17 protein-coding genes and 1 pseudogene are annotated in these 13,498 nt (G+C 32.2%); 9 read left to right on the top strand and 9 right to left on the bottom strand.

Annotation, left to right across the window (positions count from 1 at the left end; genetic code table 11):
* Nucleotides 1-20 precede the first annotated feature (20 nt).
* Entirely contained in the window at nt 21-713 is a 693-nt protein-coding gene (locus C1X07_RS07485; protein WP_103069354.1) for a hypothetical protein, read from the top strand.
* 2 nt (nt 714-715) lie between these two features.
* Here the strand turns inward: C1X07_RS07485 and C1X07_RS07480 are convergent, their stop codons facing one another.
* Entirely contained in the window at nt 716-1,330 is a 615-nt protein-coding gene (locus C1X07_RS07480) for a thioredoxin family protein (protein WP_241507206.1), read from the bottom strand.
* A gap of 155 nt (nt 1,331-1,485) precedes the next feature.
* On the opposite strand from C1X07_RS07480, the gene C1X07_RS07475 reads away from it, so the two are divergent.
* From C1X07_RS07475 to C1X07_RS07455, 5 genes and pseudogenes are all read left to right on the top strand, one after another.
* Entirely contained in the window at nt 1,486-3,240 is a 1,755-nt protein-coding gene (locus tag C1X07_RS07475) for a leucine-rich repeat domain-containing protein (protein WP_164914114.1), read from the top strand.
* Between the two features lie 281 nt (nt 3,241-3,521).
* Nucleotides 3,522-4,829 carry a leucine-rich repeat domain-containing protein gene (locus C1X07_RS07470; protein ID WP_103069351.1) on the top strand — a complete coding sequence of 436 codons (1,308 nt, stop codon included), beginning with the start codon at nt 3,522-3,524 and terminating at the stop codon, nt 4,827-4,829.
* A gap of 48 nt (nt 4,830-4,877) precedes the next feature.
* On the top strand, nt 4,878-5,441 hold the full coding sequence (locus tag C1X07_RS07465) for a DNA-3-methyladenine glycosylase I (RefSeq protein ID WP_103069350.1): 564 nt from the start codon (nt 4,878-4,880) through the stop codon (nt 5,439-5,441).
* Nucleotides 5,442-5,533: 92 nt separating this feature from the next.
* Nucleotides 5,534-5,713, top strand: a pseudogene (locus C1X07_RS25470) (helix-turn-helix domain-containing protein); the annotation flags it as partial.
* Nucleotides 5,714-5,809: 96 nt separating this feature from the next.
* Nucleotides 5,810-6,349, top strand: a complete 540-nt coding sequence (locus tag C1X07_RS07455; protein ID WP_103069349.1) for a YbhB/YbcL family Raf kinase inhibitor-like protein — start codon at nt 5,810-5,812, stop codon at nt 6,347-6,349.
* A 49-nt stretch (nt 6,350-6,398) separates the two neighbouring features.
* Here C1X07_RS07455 and upp read toward each other — a convergent pair whose 3' ends face one another.
* The 4 genes from upp to C1X07_RS07435 form a co-directional block, all read right to left on the bottom strand.
* Complete coding sequence (upp, locus tag C1X07_RS07450; RefSeq protein ID WP_103069348.1) at nt 6,399-7,049, bottom strand: uracil phosphoribosyltransferase; 651 nt, start codon at nt 7,047-7,049, stop codon at nt 6,399-6,401.
* Between the two features lie 41 nt (nt 7,050-7,090).
* A complete protein-coding gene (gene aat, locus C1X07_RS07445; RefSeq protein WP_103069347.1) occupies nt 7,091-7,729 on the bottom strand; it encodes a leucyl/phenylalanyl-tRNA--protein transferase in 639 nt (212 codons plus the stop codon).
* A gap of 229 nt (nt 7,730-7,958) precedes the next feature.
* Nucleotides 7,959-8,336 (bottom strand): DUF3127 domain-containing protein, encoded by a 378-nt coding sequence (locus C1X07_RS07440; protein WP_103069346.1) that lies wholly within the window; start codon nt 8,334-8,336, stop codon nt 7,959-7,961.
* 12 nt (nt 8,337-8,348) lie between these two features.
* The gene (locus tag C1X07_RS07435) at nt 8,349-9,221 is read right to left on the bottom strand and encodes a flavin reductase family protein (protein WP_103069345.1); all 873 of its coding nucleotides are present in this window, start codon (nt 9,219-9,221) and stop codon (nt 8,349-8,351) included.
* Nucleotides 9,222-9,356: 135 nt separating this feature from the next.
* Between C1X07_RS07435 and C1X07_RS07430 the strand changes: the two genes are divergently transcribed.
* Both C1X07_RS07430 and C1X07_RS07425 read left to right on the top strand, forming a co-directional pair.
* Nucleotides 9,357-10,544, top strand: coding sequence for a sensor histidine kinase (locus tag C1X07_RS07430; RefSeq protein WP_103069344.1), 1,188 nt, complete (start codon nt 9,357-9,359; stop codon nt 10,542-10,544).
* Between the two features lie 141 nt (nt 10,545-10,685).
* A complete protein-coding gene (locus tag C1X07_RS07425; RefSeq protein WP_103069343.1) occupies nt 10,686-11,045 on the top strand; it encodes a hypothetical protein in 360 nt (119 codons plus the stop codon).
* Between the two features lie 11 nt (nt 11,046-11,056).
* On the opposite strand, the gene C1X07_RS07420 is transcribed toward C1X07_RS07425, so the two are convergent.
* From C1X07_RS07420 to greA, 3 genes are all read right to left on the bottom strand, one after another.
* Complete coding sequence (locus tag C1X07_RS07420) at nt 11,057-11,467, bottom strand: acyl-CoA thioesterase (protein WP_103069342.1); 411 nt, start codon at nt 11,465-11,467, stop codon at nt 11,057-11,059.
* A 3-nt stretch (nt 11,468-11,470) separates the two neighbouring features.
* The gene (locus tag C1X07_RS07415; RefSeq protein WP_103069341.1) at nt 11,471-11,860 is read right to left on the bottom strand and encodes an HIT family protein; all 390 of its coding nucleotides are present in this window, start codon (nt 11,858-11,860) and stop codon (nt 11,471-11,473) included.
* Nucleotides 11,861-11,983: 123 nt separating this feature from the next.
* Complete coding sequence (gene greA, locus C1X07_RS07410; RefSeq protein ID WP_103069340.1) at nt 11,984-12,460, bottom strand: transcription elongation factor GreA; 477 nt, start codon at nt 12,458-12,460, stop codon at nt 11,984-11,986.
* Between the two features lie 122 nt (nt 12,461-12,582).
* Between greA and C1X07_RS07405 the strand changes: the two genes are divergently transcribed.
* Nucleotides 12,583-13,014 carry a hypothetical protein gene (locus C1X07_RS07405; RefSeq protein WP_103069339.1) on the top strand — a complete coding sequence of 144 codons (432 nt, stop codon included), beginning with the start codon at nt 12,583-12,585 and terminating at the stop codon, nt 13,012-13,014.
* Nucleotides 13,015-13,045: 31 nt separating this feature from the next.
* Here C1X07_RS07405 and C1X07_RS07400 read toward each other — a convergent pair whose 3' ends face one another.
* Complete coding sequence (locus C1X07_RS07400) at nt 13,046-13,492, bottom strand: hypothetical protein (protein ID WP_103069338.1); 447 nt, start codon at nt 13,490-13,492, stop codon at nt 13,046-13,048.
* Nucleotides 13,493-13,498 lie beyond the last annotated feature (6 nt).

The raw sequence follows: 13,498 nt of genomic DNA, 5'->3' as shown, positions 1-13,498 counted from the left end.
AAAATTAGTTATAGATACCTATGGAATTTATAGAAAAACATAAAGCTCTGATTATCACTTCGATGCTGATGGGAATTGTTGTTCTAAGTCTTTATAACATCAATATGATGAATAAGCAAAAGGAGCAATCTGAAATTTTGATGGAGATACCTGAAGAATTCCTTTTGGATGAAGAACAGCCTGAAGAAGAGCTAATAGCCCAAGAAGACCGACAACTCGTAGAGGGCAAAAGAACACATTCTGCATATAACGAAGATTTTGAAGATCATGATGAATTCGAGCAACGAATTAAATCTCTAACTGAAACTGAAACCGCGGCAGAAGAAAGCCAGGAACTTAAAACTGATGATAGTGAAGTAGCCCTTGATGATGAAGAGGAAAAAGAAAACGAGAAAAAAGAGAAGCCAAAATCTGAAGAAGAAGAGAGCAACAACAGAAACAGTTCTCTTACTTACAATTTAAAAAACAGAAAGGCAGTAGATCTTCCTAACCCTGTATACACTTGCAACGGAAGTGGTAAAGTAGTTGTAAAAATTGAAGTGAATCAAAATGGATATGTTATCAATACCAAAATTGATAAGAAAAACTCTACTACGCGAAACGAATGCTTATTTGACAACGCGCTTGATTATGCCCGACAAGCTCTATTTTCTCGCTCTGACATTGAAGAACAGAAAGGTTCTATTACCTATTACTTTAATTATGGATCTTAATATTACAATAAATTAAGCAGGTCTTCGGCAATATTTGCGCCCTTATCCTTATTATACCAAACCTGTAAATCCTGTTTAAAATCTGAATCTAAGCTACCATGTTTGTGTTTATATTCATTTACCATTTGAGTGGCTACTGATGGTCTGGGCCCCCAAGAGTTTATTACCTCTTTATTTTCTTTATCATAGGCAATAAGTTTGGGTATCGATTTCCCTCCATTGGTCAAAAAATTACTCATCAGCTCATCATGATCGTCTCTTAACACAATTTTTAAATCTATGCCATCATTTAGTTCTGCAAGCATATTCAAAACTGGTAGTATATGAGCTGCGTCTCCACACCATCCTTCTGTTAACACCACCCAGGTTATATTTAGATCAGCATTCGAAAAAGAATCTGCTATAGATTTACTAATTTTCAAGGTTTTATCCCATCTTTTCATCCTACGATCATTAAGCTTACTATAATTGGTTAATGCCTCTGATTGCTCATGACCTGTAGATTTTCCCTCAGCTAATAAACTACTCACCAAGTCTTTATATTCCTGATAACTATATGAGTCATTTATTCCTTCTTCGATATACTCTGATACCATTTTAACGGTTTTATTTTTCATCAATTCTATCCTTTTGTACTTTACTACTTATTAGACTATCCTAATCTATAAACCTTACAATAATCATACAAGTAATTTCCTTTTTTAAATTGTTATAAAACGCTTTTCAAGCTATTTGTTTTTTTTGATCTTTGTATAAATAAAACACTTTGCTTTTGGATTCTTTTTTATCAAAAAAAACAGGCTTTCTTTTTTTCACTTTAACACTATTTCATCTAACAATATTCTCTCAAAAAGAGAAGGTTTTTACAACTATAAAAGAAGCACTTGCTGATAAAAATCAAGTATACATATTAGATCTTTCATATAAAAGCATTTCAGAATTACCAACAGCTATCGGAGATTTCCCTAATTTACACACTCTTCTTGCTCAAGGAAATAAAATTGAATTTTTCCCTACATCAATAAAACAATTAACCAAGCTACAAGTACTGGATCTAAGTGACAATATTATCACCACATTACCAAAGTCTTTTGGCAATCTATCAAATCTAAAAAAGTGCTTTTTAAACAAAAACCGACTTACCACTTTACCAAATTCTATAAGTAATTTATCCAAATTAGAAGTACTAGAGCTTGAAGGGAATAAAATTTCAAATATTCCTAAATCAATAGGACACCTTGTAAATCTTCAGACATTACGTCTCGAATGGAATGAGTTAACTTCTCTACCCGAGACTGTATGTTCTCTTAAAAACCTTGATTCCTTAACAGTTTTCGAGAATAAACTAGTAAAATTACCTGATTGTATTGGAACCTTAAAAAACCTATCGGTCTTAAACCTTTATCAAAACAAACTCACTTCATTACCTAGTTCTATTGGAAATTTATCTACCCTAAAAACTCTAATTCTAGATCGTAATAAACTAAAAAGCTTGCCCAACGAGATAGGAAATCTTAGCAATCTGGTTTATTTAAAAGCATACAACAATGAATTAACATCCTTACCAAATACAATAGAAGATTTAAGCTCTCTAGAGTTTTTACATCTACACCAAAACCAACTGAAACAATTACCAAATGCAATAGGTGGGTTGCATAGACTGAAAGAATTAACGCTAAGTTATAACCAATTAACCACATTACCACATAGTTTTGGCAACTTAATTGCCCTAGAAAATCTTAACCTATTTGGTAATCTAATTATACATTTACCTGAATCTTTTGGCAATCTAAAAAATCTTAAAACCCTTAATCTTAAGAAAAATAAGTTAGCATCACTACCCTCTTCTATAGGTGAGTTATCTCAACTAAAATTATTAGAACTAAACAACAACGAATTAACTGAACTCCCCCTGTCAATTGGAAAAGCTCAACAGTTAACAACGTGTTTCTTACAAGAAAACAAATTATCATCTTTACCAAAATCAATAGGTAATCTGCCTGCACTACAAACCCTAAACCTAAGTAAAAATAGGCTCTGTATTCTTCCAGATTCTATTGGTAACTTATCAGTATTAAAAGCTTTGCACCTAAGCGAAAACAACCTTACTTCTTTACCCTCGACAATTGGAAACTTAAAATCTCTGGAAAAGCTAATTCTTTCTAAAAATCAACTCACTAGCATCCCAAAATCTATAGGTGACTTGCTCAACCTCACGACCTTTTATGTTGACCAAAACAAACTTAAAAACCTGCCTTTTGATTTTTCTAATTTACGCAACCTTACATTATTAAATTTAAATAAAAATCAAATTAGCCTCTTGCCTGAAACCATTGGAAGTTTAAAAAAATTAAAAAGTCTATATCTATCCAAAAACAATTTTACCTCGCTACCAGAATCTCTACATCAACTTAACAAATTAACCACTTTATATGTAACCCGTAATTATTTATCTCTTAAGCAACGAGAACTGTTAATTCGCTATCTCCCAAAATGCAACATATTTTCGCATCCTCAAAAACAATAATTCTCGGTTATTTTTGCATCATCAAAAAAACAAAACTCCCTGAAAACAGTGAGCGTTTTTCACCAATAGCAGTGTATTATTACTTCAATTTGATTTGAATCTTTGTACTATATTCTACTCATGTTTTACAATTAAAAAAATAAGGTTTTTAGGTAATGAGTAAGAAATTAAACAATAACTTTACAATAGGGAATATTCAGAAAGATTTTTATGTGCTTTCTACAATACTACCTGTTTTTTAATACCTTTTTATGGTGTTTTCTATAGAAAAATGTTAATGTATGAGAAAGATAATTACTATAGTAATAGTACTGATAGGAAGCATAACAGCAATAGCTCAGAAGAATAAAATTTACACCTCATTACAAGAAGCTCTTGACAATCAAGAGTTAGTATACAAATTAGACCTCAGCCATTCTAAACTCACAAAACTACCTAAGGAGATCACACAGTTTCAACAACTACAATATCTCAATCTTGAAGGGAATGAAATACACACACTATCAGATGATTTAGGAAATCTAAAAAACTTACGTACACTTAATCTAAAACAAAACAAACTTGTTGATTTACCTGAATCTTTTTGTGCCCTGAAAAATATAGAAGTACTACTATTATCTGAAAATCAAATCAAAATATTACCTGATTCTTTTGGCAATCTAGAAAATTTAGGGTGGCTCTTTTTAAAAAATAATCAAATCAAAGTATTACCTGATTCTTTTGGTAAGCTTACACGTTTAAAAAAACTAGATGTAAAACATAATCAACTTACCGAACTACCCAATACTTTTAGCAACCTATCGAACCTACAAGAACTTCTTTTACAAGGAAATCAGCTATCCAGACTACCTGATACATTTGGAAATCTAAAAAAAATAGAAGCTATAAACCTATCAAATAACCAAATCGATGAATTACCTGATTCTTTTGGTGACCTAAAAAACCTGGAGTGGTTAATTTGTAAAGAGAATAAGTTAGATGATATCCCTGAAAGTTTTGGGAATCTCTCTAAATTAAAACTACTTTACCTCAACTCTAACAAAATCAGCGGACTACCAAAAACTCTTCAAAAGCTTACTTCGCTAAAAGATTTTAACATCTCAGGTAACAAACTATCAAAATCTGAAAAAGAAAAAAGCAAGCAACTCTTACCTAACTGTGCTATTAATTTTGAAAACAGTTACTATTCTTTACAAAAAGCACTGTTAAACAAAAAAAATGTAGACATCTTGTATCTATCAGAAAATGAACTAACGGAACTACCTGAATCTATTGGCGAACTTAAAAATCTTCAACAATTATACTTAATTAGCAACCAATTAAAAAAATTACCTAAATCACTTGAGAAACTTAAAAAATTAGAAACCCTTTCATTATCATTCAATAATATATCAGAATTACCTGAGTCAATAAATAAACTCAAAAGTCTAAAACAATTCCATCTGGATAACAATAAACTATCTTCATTACCAGAATCCATAAAAGACATAAAAAACTTAGAAGCATTACATTTGTCTGGCAACAACCTATCTGATGCTGAGAAAGAAAAAATCAAGAAACTACTACCCGATTGTTTGATATCTTTCTAAAAATAAGCAGTATTTTAGGGATTTGATTAGCAAAACCAAGTTTTAATTATGCAAAAACATAAATGCGGATGGTGCGTTGGCGACCCTCTATATGAAGCCTATCATGACAATGAGTGGGGTGTTCCTTTACATGACGAACAACTTTTGTTTGAGTTTTTAATACTAGAAACTTTTCAAGCTGGCTTAAGTTGGATTACTATTTTAAGAAAACGCGAAAATTTCAAAGCCGCCTTTGATAATTTTGATTACAAAATCGTTGCCAACTACAACGAAGACAAAAAACAAGAACTTCTACAAGATGCCGGCATAATTCGGAATAAACTAAAAGTAAACTCTGCAATATCCAATGCCCAAAACTTTATAAAGATTCAAGAAGAGTTTGGTAGTTTTAATAATTATATCTGGAGGTTTGTAGATGGCAAACCAATTAAGAATAACTGGTCGAATTATAAAGACTCTCCGGCTACAACAGAAATCTCAGATCTTATAAGTAAGGATTTAAAAAAAAGAGGGTTTAAGTTCGTTGGCTCTACAGTAATGTATGCCTTTATGCAAGCTACTGGTATGGTTAATGACCATGAGATTGGCTGTTTTAGATACAAAGAAGTCTAGTCAATCTCTTTTTCGTAAACTAAATTAATCTCATTTATGAACACTATATTACTTCCTAGTGATTTAATAAATAAGAAACCTATAACGACACCCCTTTTAATTGGATACAAAACAATCGCTTAGAGATTGCCAAAAAGCAATTACAAAGAGAAAACGTAAGACCTTCAGATATTTATTCTGAATATGGTTTTAGTAACCTATCAAGTTTTACTCAAGCATTTAAGAAGCGTTTTGGAATAACACCAAAACAATATCAACTTCATCAAAATTGAACTTTTAGCGACATTTTTTGAACTTCAAATTACAACCTTTACCTTTTTCAAATTGTAATTTTGCCTATATCATTAATTTATAAAACAGAGTCAATTATGAAAAAAACCACAATTATACTTTTTTTCTTTTGTTTATCATTAAGCTACGCCCAGACATTTACTTTAAAAAGCTCGGAATTAGGAGGACAAGCTACAAACAAGCAATTGTTTAAGGGATTTGGCTGTACTGGAGAAAACATATCTCCGCAGTTACGCTGGGAAAATGCTCCTAAGGAAACAAAAAGTTTTGCCATTACCATTCATGATCCAGATGCTCCTACGGGTAGTGGTTGGTGGCATTGGGTAGTTTTTAACATCCCCAATACAATAAACGAATTATCATCTGATGCAGGGAATACATCAAAAGATTTGATTTCTAAAACTGCCATTCAAAGTAAAACCGATTTTGGCACTTATGGATATGGAGGACCATGTCCACCAGAAGGGCATGGGATTCATCAATATGTTATTACTGTGTATGCTCTTAAAACAGAAAAAATAGATTTAGATAAAGATGCACCACCTGCAATGGTAGGGTATTATTTAAATTCTAATGTAATCGAAAAGTCTTCTTTGGTGTTTTACTACCAAAGATAACAGTTAATATGAACGTACTATAAAAGTACATTAAAAAAAGTCCGGAGGTTTACAACTTAATACCAAAAGCCAAATCTCCGGCATCTCCCAAACCAGGAACAATATAACTTTTATCATTTAGCTCTTTATCAACAGCTGCTATCCATAAATGAGTATTTTCTGGGAATACTTTTTTAATGTAGGCTACTCCTTGCTCAGAACCAATTACCGAAACAATATGTATCTGTTTTGGGGTCCCATATTTTTTGATAACCTCAAAGGTATTCTCCAAAGTTCTACCGGTTGCCATCATTGGATCTGCAAGAATTAATGTTTTACCTTCTAATGAGGGCGAAGCCATATACTTAACAATAATTTCGAAATCATCATTGTTTTTATGGTCTCTATATGCAGATATAAATGCATTTTCTGCAGTATCAAAATAATTTAATAATCCTTGATGCAATGGCAATCCTGCTCTCAGTATTGAGCATAACACAAGTGTTTTTTCGGGTACCGAAATCTCTTTGACTCCCAAAGGCGTTTGTACACTTTTAGTCTGACTAGCAATCGTTTTACTCAACTCATAGCTTAAGATCTCACCAATACGTTCAATATTCTTTCTAAAACGCATCGAGTCTTTTTGTATCTCTACATCTCTAAGTTCAAGAATAAACTGGTTTAAAATTGAATTTTCTAATCCTAAGTTATGAATAATCATCACTAAATAGTTATTAAGACACCAAATCCTGTGTCAATTATTTATTGTAAATACTTCAAGAATTCTTCTCTCGGAATTTCTCTGGCTCCCAGACTTGCCAAATGATCGGTGTATACCTGACAATCAATCAATTTTACTTCTTTTTCTTTTAACCACTCTACCAAAGCAATAAAACCATATTTTGAAGCATTACTCACTTTAGAGAACATACTTTCACCACAAAATATTTTTTTTTCCTTTAGCCAAATTCCATACACACCACCAACAAGTCTGTCTTCTAGAGACACTTCTACCGAAACAACATATCCCTTTTCATATAAATTCTTATATGCTTTTTGCATATCAGATGTAATCCACGTACCATCTTGTTCTGGTCGTTGGATTTCTGCGCAGTTTTTTATTACACTATCAAAATCTTGATTAAACGTTACTTCAAAATGATTTTTCTTAATAAGCTGTCGCATGCTTTTGCTTATTTTTAATTCTGACGAAAACATCACCATCCTAGGGTCAGGACTAAACCACATAATAGGTTGGTCATCACTATACCAAGGAAAAATACCACTATTATATGCCATCAATAGTCTATCTACAGAAAGATCTCCACCCACAGCTAGCAATCCATTATGATCAGCATGATTAACTGGTGGAAACTGTATAGTATCTGTTAGAATATACAAAATATGTTTGTTAATGTTTATACAACGTTAAATATCAATCAGTTGTTTGAAATTATTAAAAAAATCACAATCTTTGTTAAGACCTTTTAAGAGAAATTTTGTTCATCATTGCTTTTTTGAATTTAATTAAGAGGTTAATCTAAAACCACAATAATGAAAAGTCCGATATTTTTTTGATATCGGACTTTTTTCTTTTTTTTAATAAGTAGTTTCTTTATTCAAAACTTGCTTAAAACGGTAAATCGTCATGTTCTTCACTAGACAAATCTGTTGCAGGCTCAAAAGCATCTGCAGGTGGTGTTTGAGGAGCTGAAGCGTTATGCGCTGCAGGTTGTAAACTTTCAATCCTCCATCCTTGGATAGAATTAAAATATTTAGTTTCTCCTTGTGGGTTTACCCACTCACGACCACGCAAATTGATACTTATTTTTACATCATGTCCAACCTGAAAAGAGTTTAACAAGTCACATTTATCCTGAACGAACTCTACCATAATATGCTGTGGGTATTGCTCCTCAGTAGTAACTACAATTTCTCTCTTTCTAAAACCATTGCTTCCAAAGGTTTGTGTCTCACCGATCATCTTTACTTTACCTTGTACTTCCATCTTACTGTATTATTATTTTGCTGCTAATATGTTCCATGCGGTATCTATTTCGTCTTGATCCAGATACTGTTTTGCAAATTTATGAATTTCTATTAGGTTAGCCTGTTGAATTTTATTCTTAATATCACTATGTTTATTAACAAATTCTAAAGCATCTAGTTTTTCTGGAATATTAACTACATTTCCCAACTTGCCTAAATCATTTCCAGTAAAAATAGTACTTTTCTTTATATCTTCTGGCAAAGAGTCTACCCCCATACCTATAGCACTCAAAGGCTTAGGTACTTCAAACATACCCATATTCGCTCGGGTATACCAATTACCTCCCATACGAGCAACCTGATCTATTTTATGTTGATCTATCTTATGATCTTCATCCAATACACTCTCATTAACATGCATAAGAAGCACTTCACAAATAATAAGATTTCCTGCTCCTCCCTGATCACCCATCGGGACTACTTGATTTACTTTACATTCAAATTGAACTGGAGATTCTCCAACACGATATGCCTTAACTTTTTCTGAAGGCACCATAGAAAGTCCTGATTTTTCAAATTCATTAACTCCTTCGGGATATTCTGTACTTGACAAAGACATCTGTTGAACAATATCATAATTGACAATATTTATAACAACCTCTTTTGTTAATTTTGCATTTTCCAATGTATGCTTGGTCGTATTGTCTCTTACTCTTCTGGCTGGAGAAAAAATAAGAATAGGTGGGTTTGCACTAAATACATTAAAAAAACTAAATGGTGATAAATTAGCCACGCCATTTGCATCCATCGTACTAGCAAAAGCGATAGGTCTTGGACCAATTGCACCAAGTATTAGACCATGTAATTTTCCTGTGGTTACCTGTGACGGATCGATTGTAATCATAATTTGTTTTATATAAAGCAAAGATAACCAATCTTTGCTCTTGACCGCGATTATGTAAACTGGTTTTAGTTATCTGTTTTATAAACAATAAAATTGTTTAAAAACGTTTATATTTAGGATTAGATAATAAGCTGTATGAATTTTTCTGATGAGCGTAATTTTTCGAGCTATTTTATAATTATTGCTGTTTTGGTAATAACTGGTCTCGTTTTATGGAACACCTCTTTATTTATGAGACGCCTTAAGGATGATGAACGAACTAAGGTTCAAATATGGGCACAATCTCAAAAGGCTTTAAACAGCGAGCAATCTGATGACTATCTAGAGCTTTCTATCGTAATTGGAGCAACTAATAAATCTATTCCAATTATCATTACCGATTCTAAAGGTGAGTTTGTTAGAGATTCTTTAGGTAAGCCCGATCAGAGTTATTTTCAAAATTTATCGCAAAGCTTGATGAATAATGAAATTAAACTTAAGGCATATTTAAAAACATTAAAGTCTGAAAATGACCCCATAGAGTTAGATCTCAAAGACACCGTTCAATATATCTATTATGGGAATTCTGATATTTTAAATAAACTAAAGTATTACCCTATGACTATAGCAATCATTATCTTTTTGCTTATTGGGGTAATTTATTTCTTCTTCACAACTTCAAAAGCTAGTGAGCAAAATAAACTATGGGCAGGTATGGCCAAAGAAACTGCTCATCAAATAGGAACCCCTTTATCATCATTAGTAGGTTGGAATGAAATTCTTAAAACTGAAAATGTAAATCCAGAATATATTATAGAAATAGACAAAGATATTGAGAGGTTAAAAGTCATTACAGAACGTTTCTCTAAAATTGGCTCTATTCCTAACCTGGAAGAAGTCGATATTGTTGAAGAAACCAAAAACGCATATACCTACCTTCAATCCAGAAGTTCTAAACTAATTAATTTCTCACTTAATTTACCCGAAGAACCGATTTATGTATCGCTAAATTCTCAGTTATATAGTTGGACTATCGAGAATCTGGTAAAAAATGCAATTGATGCAATGAGAGGAAAGGGAGACCTTAAAGTAGACCTAGCAGATGATGCAAAACGAGTATTTATTAGGATTAAAGATTCTGGAAAAGGTATTCCTAAAAGTAAATTTACTAAAATTTTTGAGCCTGGCTATACATCCAAAAGTCGTGGATGGGGGCTAGGTTTATCCCTGTCAAAAAGAATTATTGAAGAATATCATCTTGGAAGAATTAAGGTACTTAGATCAGATATTGGTAAAGGAACTACCTTTCAAATCACACTTCGTAAATCTGGAACCTCGGTCTAATTTTTTATCTTGAGGTATAACAATCTTTTCTTCACAACGTTATACAAAAGTCCTACTAAGCAATAGAATATTATAACACAAATTTAGTGGTATAATATTGATTAGCTCAAACTTAATAACTAACCACCAAATCTAAATAACGTGAAAACTGAGTACATCACCCTAAAAGAAGCAAGCCTTAACAACAACTGTCCAGAATGTTATTCTACCGATGGTATGATCCTTTCTTTTAAACAACAACGGCTATCTTCAAAACTTTTAGTAAAAACCAAAAGCAACATTATTGAATGCATCAATTGTAGTAAATGTGAAAATCAAATTTTCCCTGGTCAATGGACAACAGATATAGAAAGGGTATATAACTATCACAAAAAGACAATACCCCACAAATCAGGATCTTTACATTTTACAGGATTATTTTACTTCCTTGTATTTCTATTTTTAATTATAGCCTCTGGAGTATATTTATATCTTGTCAAACCTGAGCTTATAGGATTATAATTCTCCTAAATCTAATATTGTTGCATAACCCTTCTTAAGTCCTCAGAAATTAAGAAGGTTTTGTCAATATTAAAATCAAAACATACCGCTACATCATGTCCTTCTGCACACAAAACACCATTATCGTTATACAACTGATGATATAATCCAAAGCTCGAGTTTTTAATAAACTTAACTTTGGTTTTGATTTCTACATTACCAGGAAAAAATAAGGGATTTTTAAAATCACATTTAGTTGAAACCAGCATAGGTCCCTTTTTGGTTTCGGCATATAATTTTGCTAAGCCTGTTACCTCCCAAAATTGAACACGCGCACTCTGCATGTATTTCATAAAATTCACATTATTTACATGCTGATAAGTATCCATTTCACTCCAATCTATACGAAGCTTTAATGATAATTTAAAATCAGATTCTTGCATATTTTATAAATTCGATTGAATCTCTAATGCTAACGTTTTAAAATCAGATTCTGACATAGAAATTTTGTGCTGGAACGTCATTTCTTTCATTTCGTTTAAGGGAATCAGGTGAACATGCACATGAGGAACTTCTAAACCAACTACGGCAATACCAACACGTTTGCAAGCAACTGTTCTCTCGATAGCCTTTGCTACTTTTCGAGAAAAACGCATTAGCTCTAGATATTCATCTTCACTTAGATCAAAAATTTTATCTTCTTCTTTTTTTGGAATACACAATGTATGTCCTTTTGCATTTGGATTAATATCCAAAAAGGCGTAAAAATTCTCATCCTCAGTAATTTTATACGATGGAATTTCGCCATTTACAATCTTAGTAAATAGGGTAGACATTACTATTTTTTTTTGTTGGGTTTCGGTTTCGAAATATAGTTTATTTATCTGTAAGTCAAAACCATAAAAAAGCCTTTTTTTAAAATAAAAAAAAGGCTTTCTGACTGATAAAAAATATGTCTTTTATTCTCTTGTAATCTCTATGACATCAAACTTCATTATCCCATTAGGAACTTGTATTTCTGCTACCTCTCCCACGCTTTTCCCCAGGAGGCCTTTTCCTATTGGAGAATCTACAGATATTTTACCTGTTTTAAGATCGGCTTCACTTTGTGCTACCAGCTTATAGGTCATCTCAGCGCCATTGGTTTGGTTCTTGATCTTTACATTAGAATGTATAAGTGCTTTAGACGTATCTAACTGAGATTCGTCTATTAGACGCGCATTAGCGAGGGTTTCTTCTAATTTAGAAATTCGCATTTCTAACAATCCCTGCGCTTCTTTTGCAGCATCATATTCGGCATTTTCACTTAAATCCCCTTTATCACGTGCTTCTGCTATTGCCTGAGAGGCTTTTGGGCGCTCTATATCCTTGAGTTGACTTAGTTCGTCTCTCAATTTTTTCAGCCCATCTGCAGTGTAATAAGATACTTTGCTCATAACTTCATCGTTTATATAAATACAAAAAATCCCACAAGAATGGGATTTGTTATTCAAAGATAACAAAAATTTTACTGAAGACTACAAATTTACGTATTTTGCCAATACATTATGAAAGCGTTATGAAAAAGATCATTTTTTTAATAAGTACACTTTTGATTTTATCATGTAGCAGTGATGATAATCGCAATAGCAACCAATTTCTTCCCCCTACCAGCATTAATTATCAAATTAATCTCAACTTACCCCAATTTAATGATTTAAAGTTTCCTGGGAATCACTTTATTGACAGAACAGAAAACGGAAGTATCAAAGGAATCATTATTTACAATATTGACAATACTCAATATACTGCTTTTGAGCTTAGCGATCCCAATCACCCACCTAGCTCATGTTCATCACAGTCTATTAAAGGAATCACTTCAACTTGTGACTGCGAAGATGGGAACTCATATAATATTGTAACAGGACAACAAACTTCTGGAGATGGACAATTTGGACTTAGAAACTATGCTATCAAAAGAGATGGAAACACACTAACTATTACTAATTAGTTTGGTTTAGTTCTAATAGATAAAACCACCTTTATTCTTTGAAAGGCGTTTTGGAAATTATAATCTCAAAGGCTCCTTCGAGGTTAAAATCCCTTAGCTTAAAAGTATATCCATTCCATGATGATGTAACATAAGTATATTCAGATTTTCCAACCAAGCCATGTCTTCGGATTTCGACTTCTCCACAACTATTTCCTTTAGAAAGTGACAACCGTACCATTATTTTTATGGGACCTTTGTCTGATAGATGTGGTTTTCGTTTAAACGAGAAAGACGTTAATAAAATTGATAAAGAATCTTTAAGCAGTACCGGTTCATTCATTTTTACCTCAACAAGTATTGCTTTTTTACGATTCTTTTTTATTTCATCTACTCCTTGTTGTCCATAAATTGGATTACTTAGAAAGAGTATCAGAAAAATTATACTTTTTATCTTATTAACAAAAAACTTGTATAAAACTACTTTTCCAATTTTCACAGAAAT

The organism is Aquimarina sediminis (assembly GCF_002895435.1).
GTDB classification, from domain to species: Bacteria; Bacteroidota; Bacteroidia; order Flavobacteriales; family Flavobacteriaceae; genus Aquimarina; species Aquimarina sediminis.
The sequence above is the reverse complement of the archived record's forward strand: the minus strand, read 5'-3'. Positions and strand labels throughout refer to the sequence as shown.

Coding starts and splice junctions, on each gene's coding strand:
- C1X07_RS07455 (WP_103069349.1), top strand. CDS start 5,810: ATGAAAAAAACCACAATTATACTTTTTTTCTTTTGTTTATCATTAAGC.
- C1X07_RS07420 (WP_103069342.1), bottom strand. CDS start 11,467: ATGCAAGAATCTGATTTTAAATTATCATTAAAGCTTCGTATAGATTGG.
- C1X07_RS07480 (WP_241507206.1), bottom strand. CDS start 1,330: ATGAAAAATAAAACCGTTAAAATGGTATCAGAGTATATCGAAGAAGGA.
- C1X07_RS07415 (WP_103069341.1), bottom strand. CDS start 11,860: ATGTCTACCCTATTTACTAAGATTGTAAATGGCGAAATTCCATCGTAT.
- C1X07_RS07485 (WP_103069354.1), top strand. CDS start 21: ATGGAATTTATAGAAAAACATAAAGCTCTGATTATCACTTCGATGCTG.
- upp (WP_103069348.1), bottom strand. CDS start 7,049: ATGATTATTCATAACTTAGGATTAGAAAATTCAATTTTAAACCAGTTT.
- C1X07_RS07470 (WP_103069351.1), top strand. CDS start 3,522: ATGAGAAAGATAATTACTATAGTAATAGTACTGATAGGAAGCATAACA.
- C1X07_RS07435 (WP_103069345.1), bottom strand. CDS start 9,221: ATGATTACAATCGATCCGTCACAGGTAACCACAGGAAAATTACATGGT.
- C1X07_RS07440 (WP_103069346.1), bottom strand. CDS start 8,336: ATGGAAGTACAAGGTAAAGTAAAGATGATCGGTGAGACACAAACCTTT.
- C1X07_RS07405 (WP_103069339.1), top strand. CDS start 12,583: ATGAAAAAGATCATTTTTTTAATAAGTACACTTTTGATTTTATCATGT.
- C1X07_RS07465 (WP_103069350.1), top strand. CDS start 4,878: ATGCAAAAACATAAATGCGGATGGTGCGTTGGCGACCCTCTATATGAA.
- greA (WP_103069340.1), bottom strand. CDS start 12,460: ATGAGCAAAGTATCTTATTACACTGCAGATGGGCTGAAAAAATTGAGA.
- C1X07_RS07430 (WP_103069344.1), top strand. CDS start 9,357: ATGAATTTTTCTGATGAGCGTAATTTTTCGAGCTATTTTATAATTATT.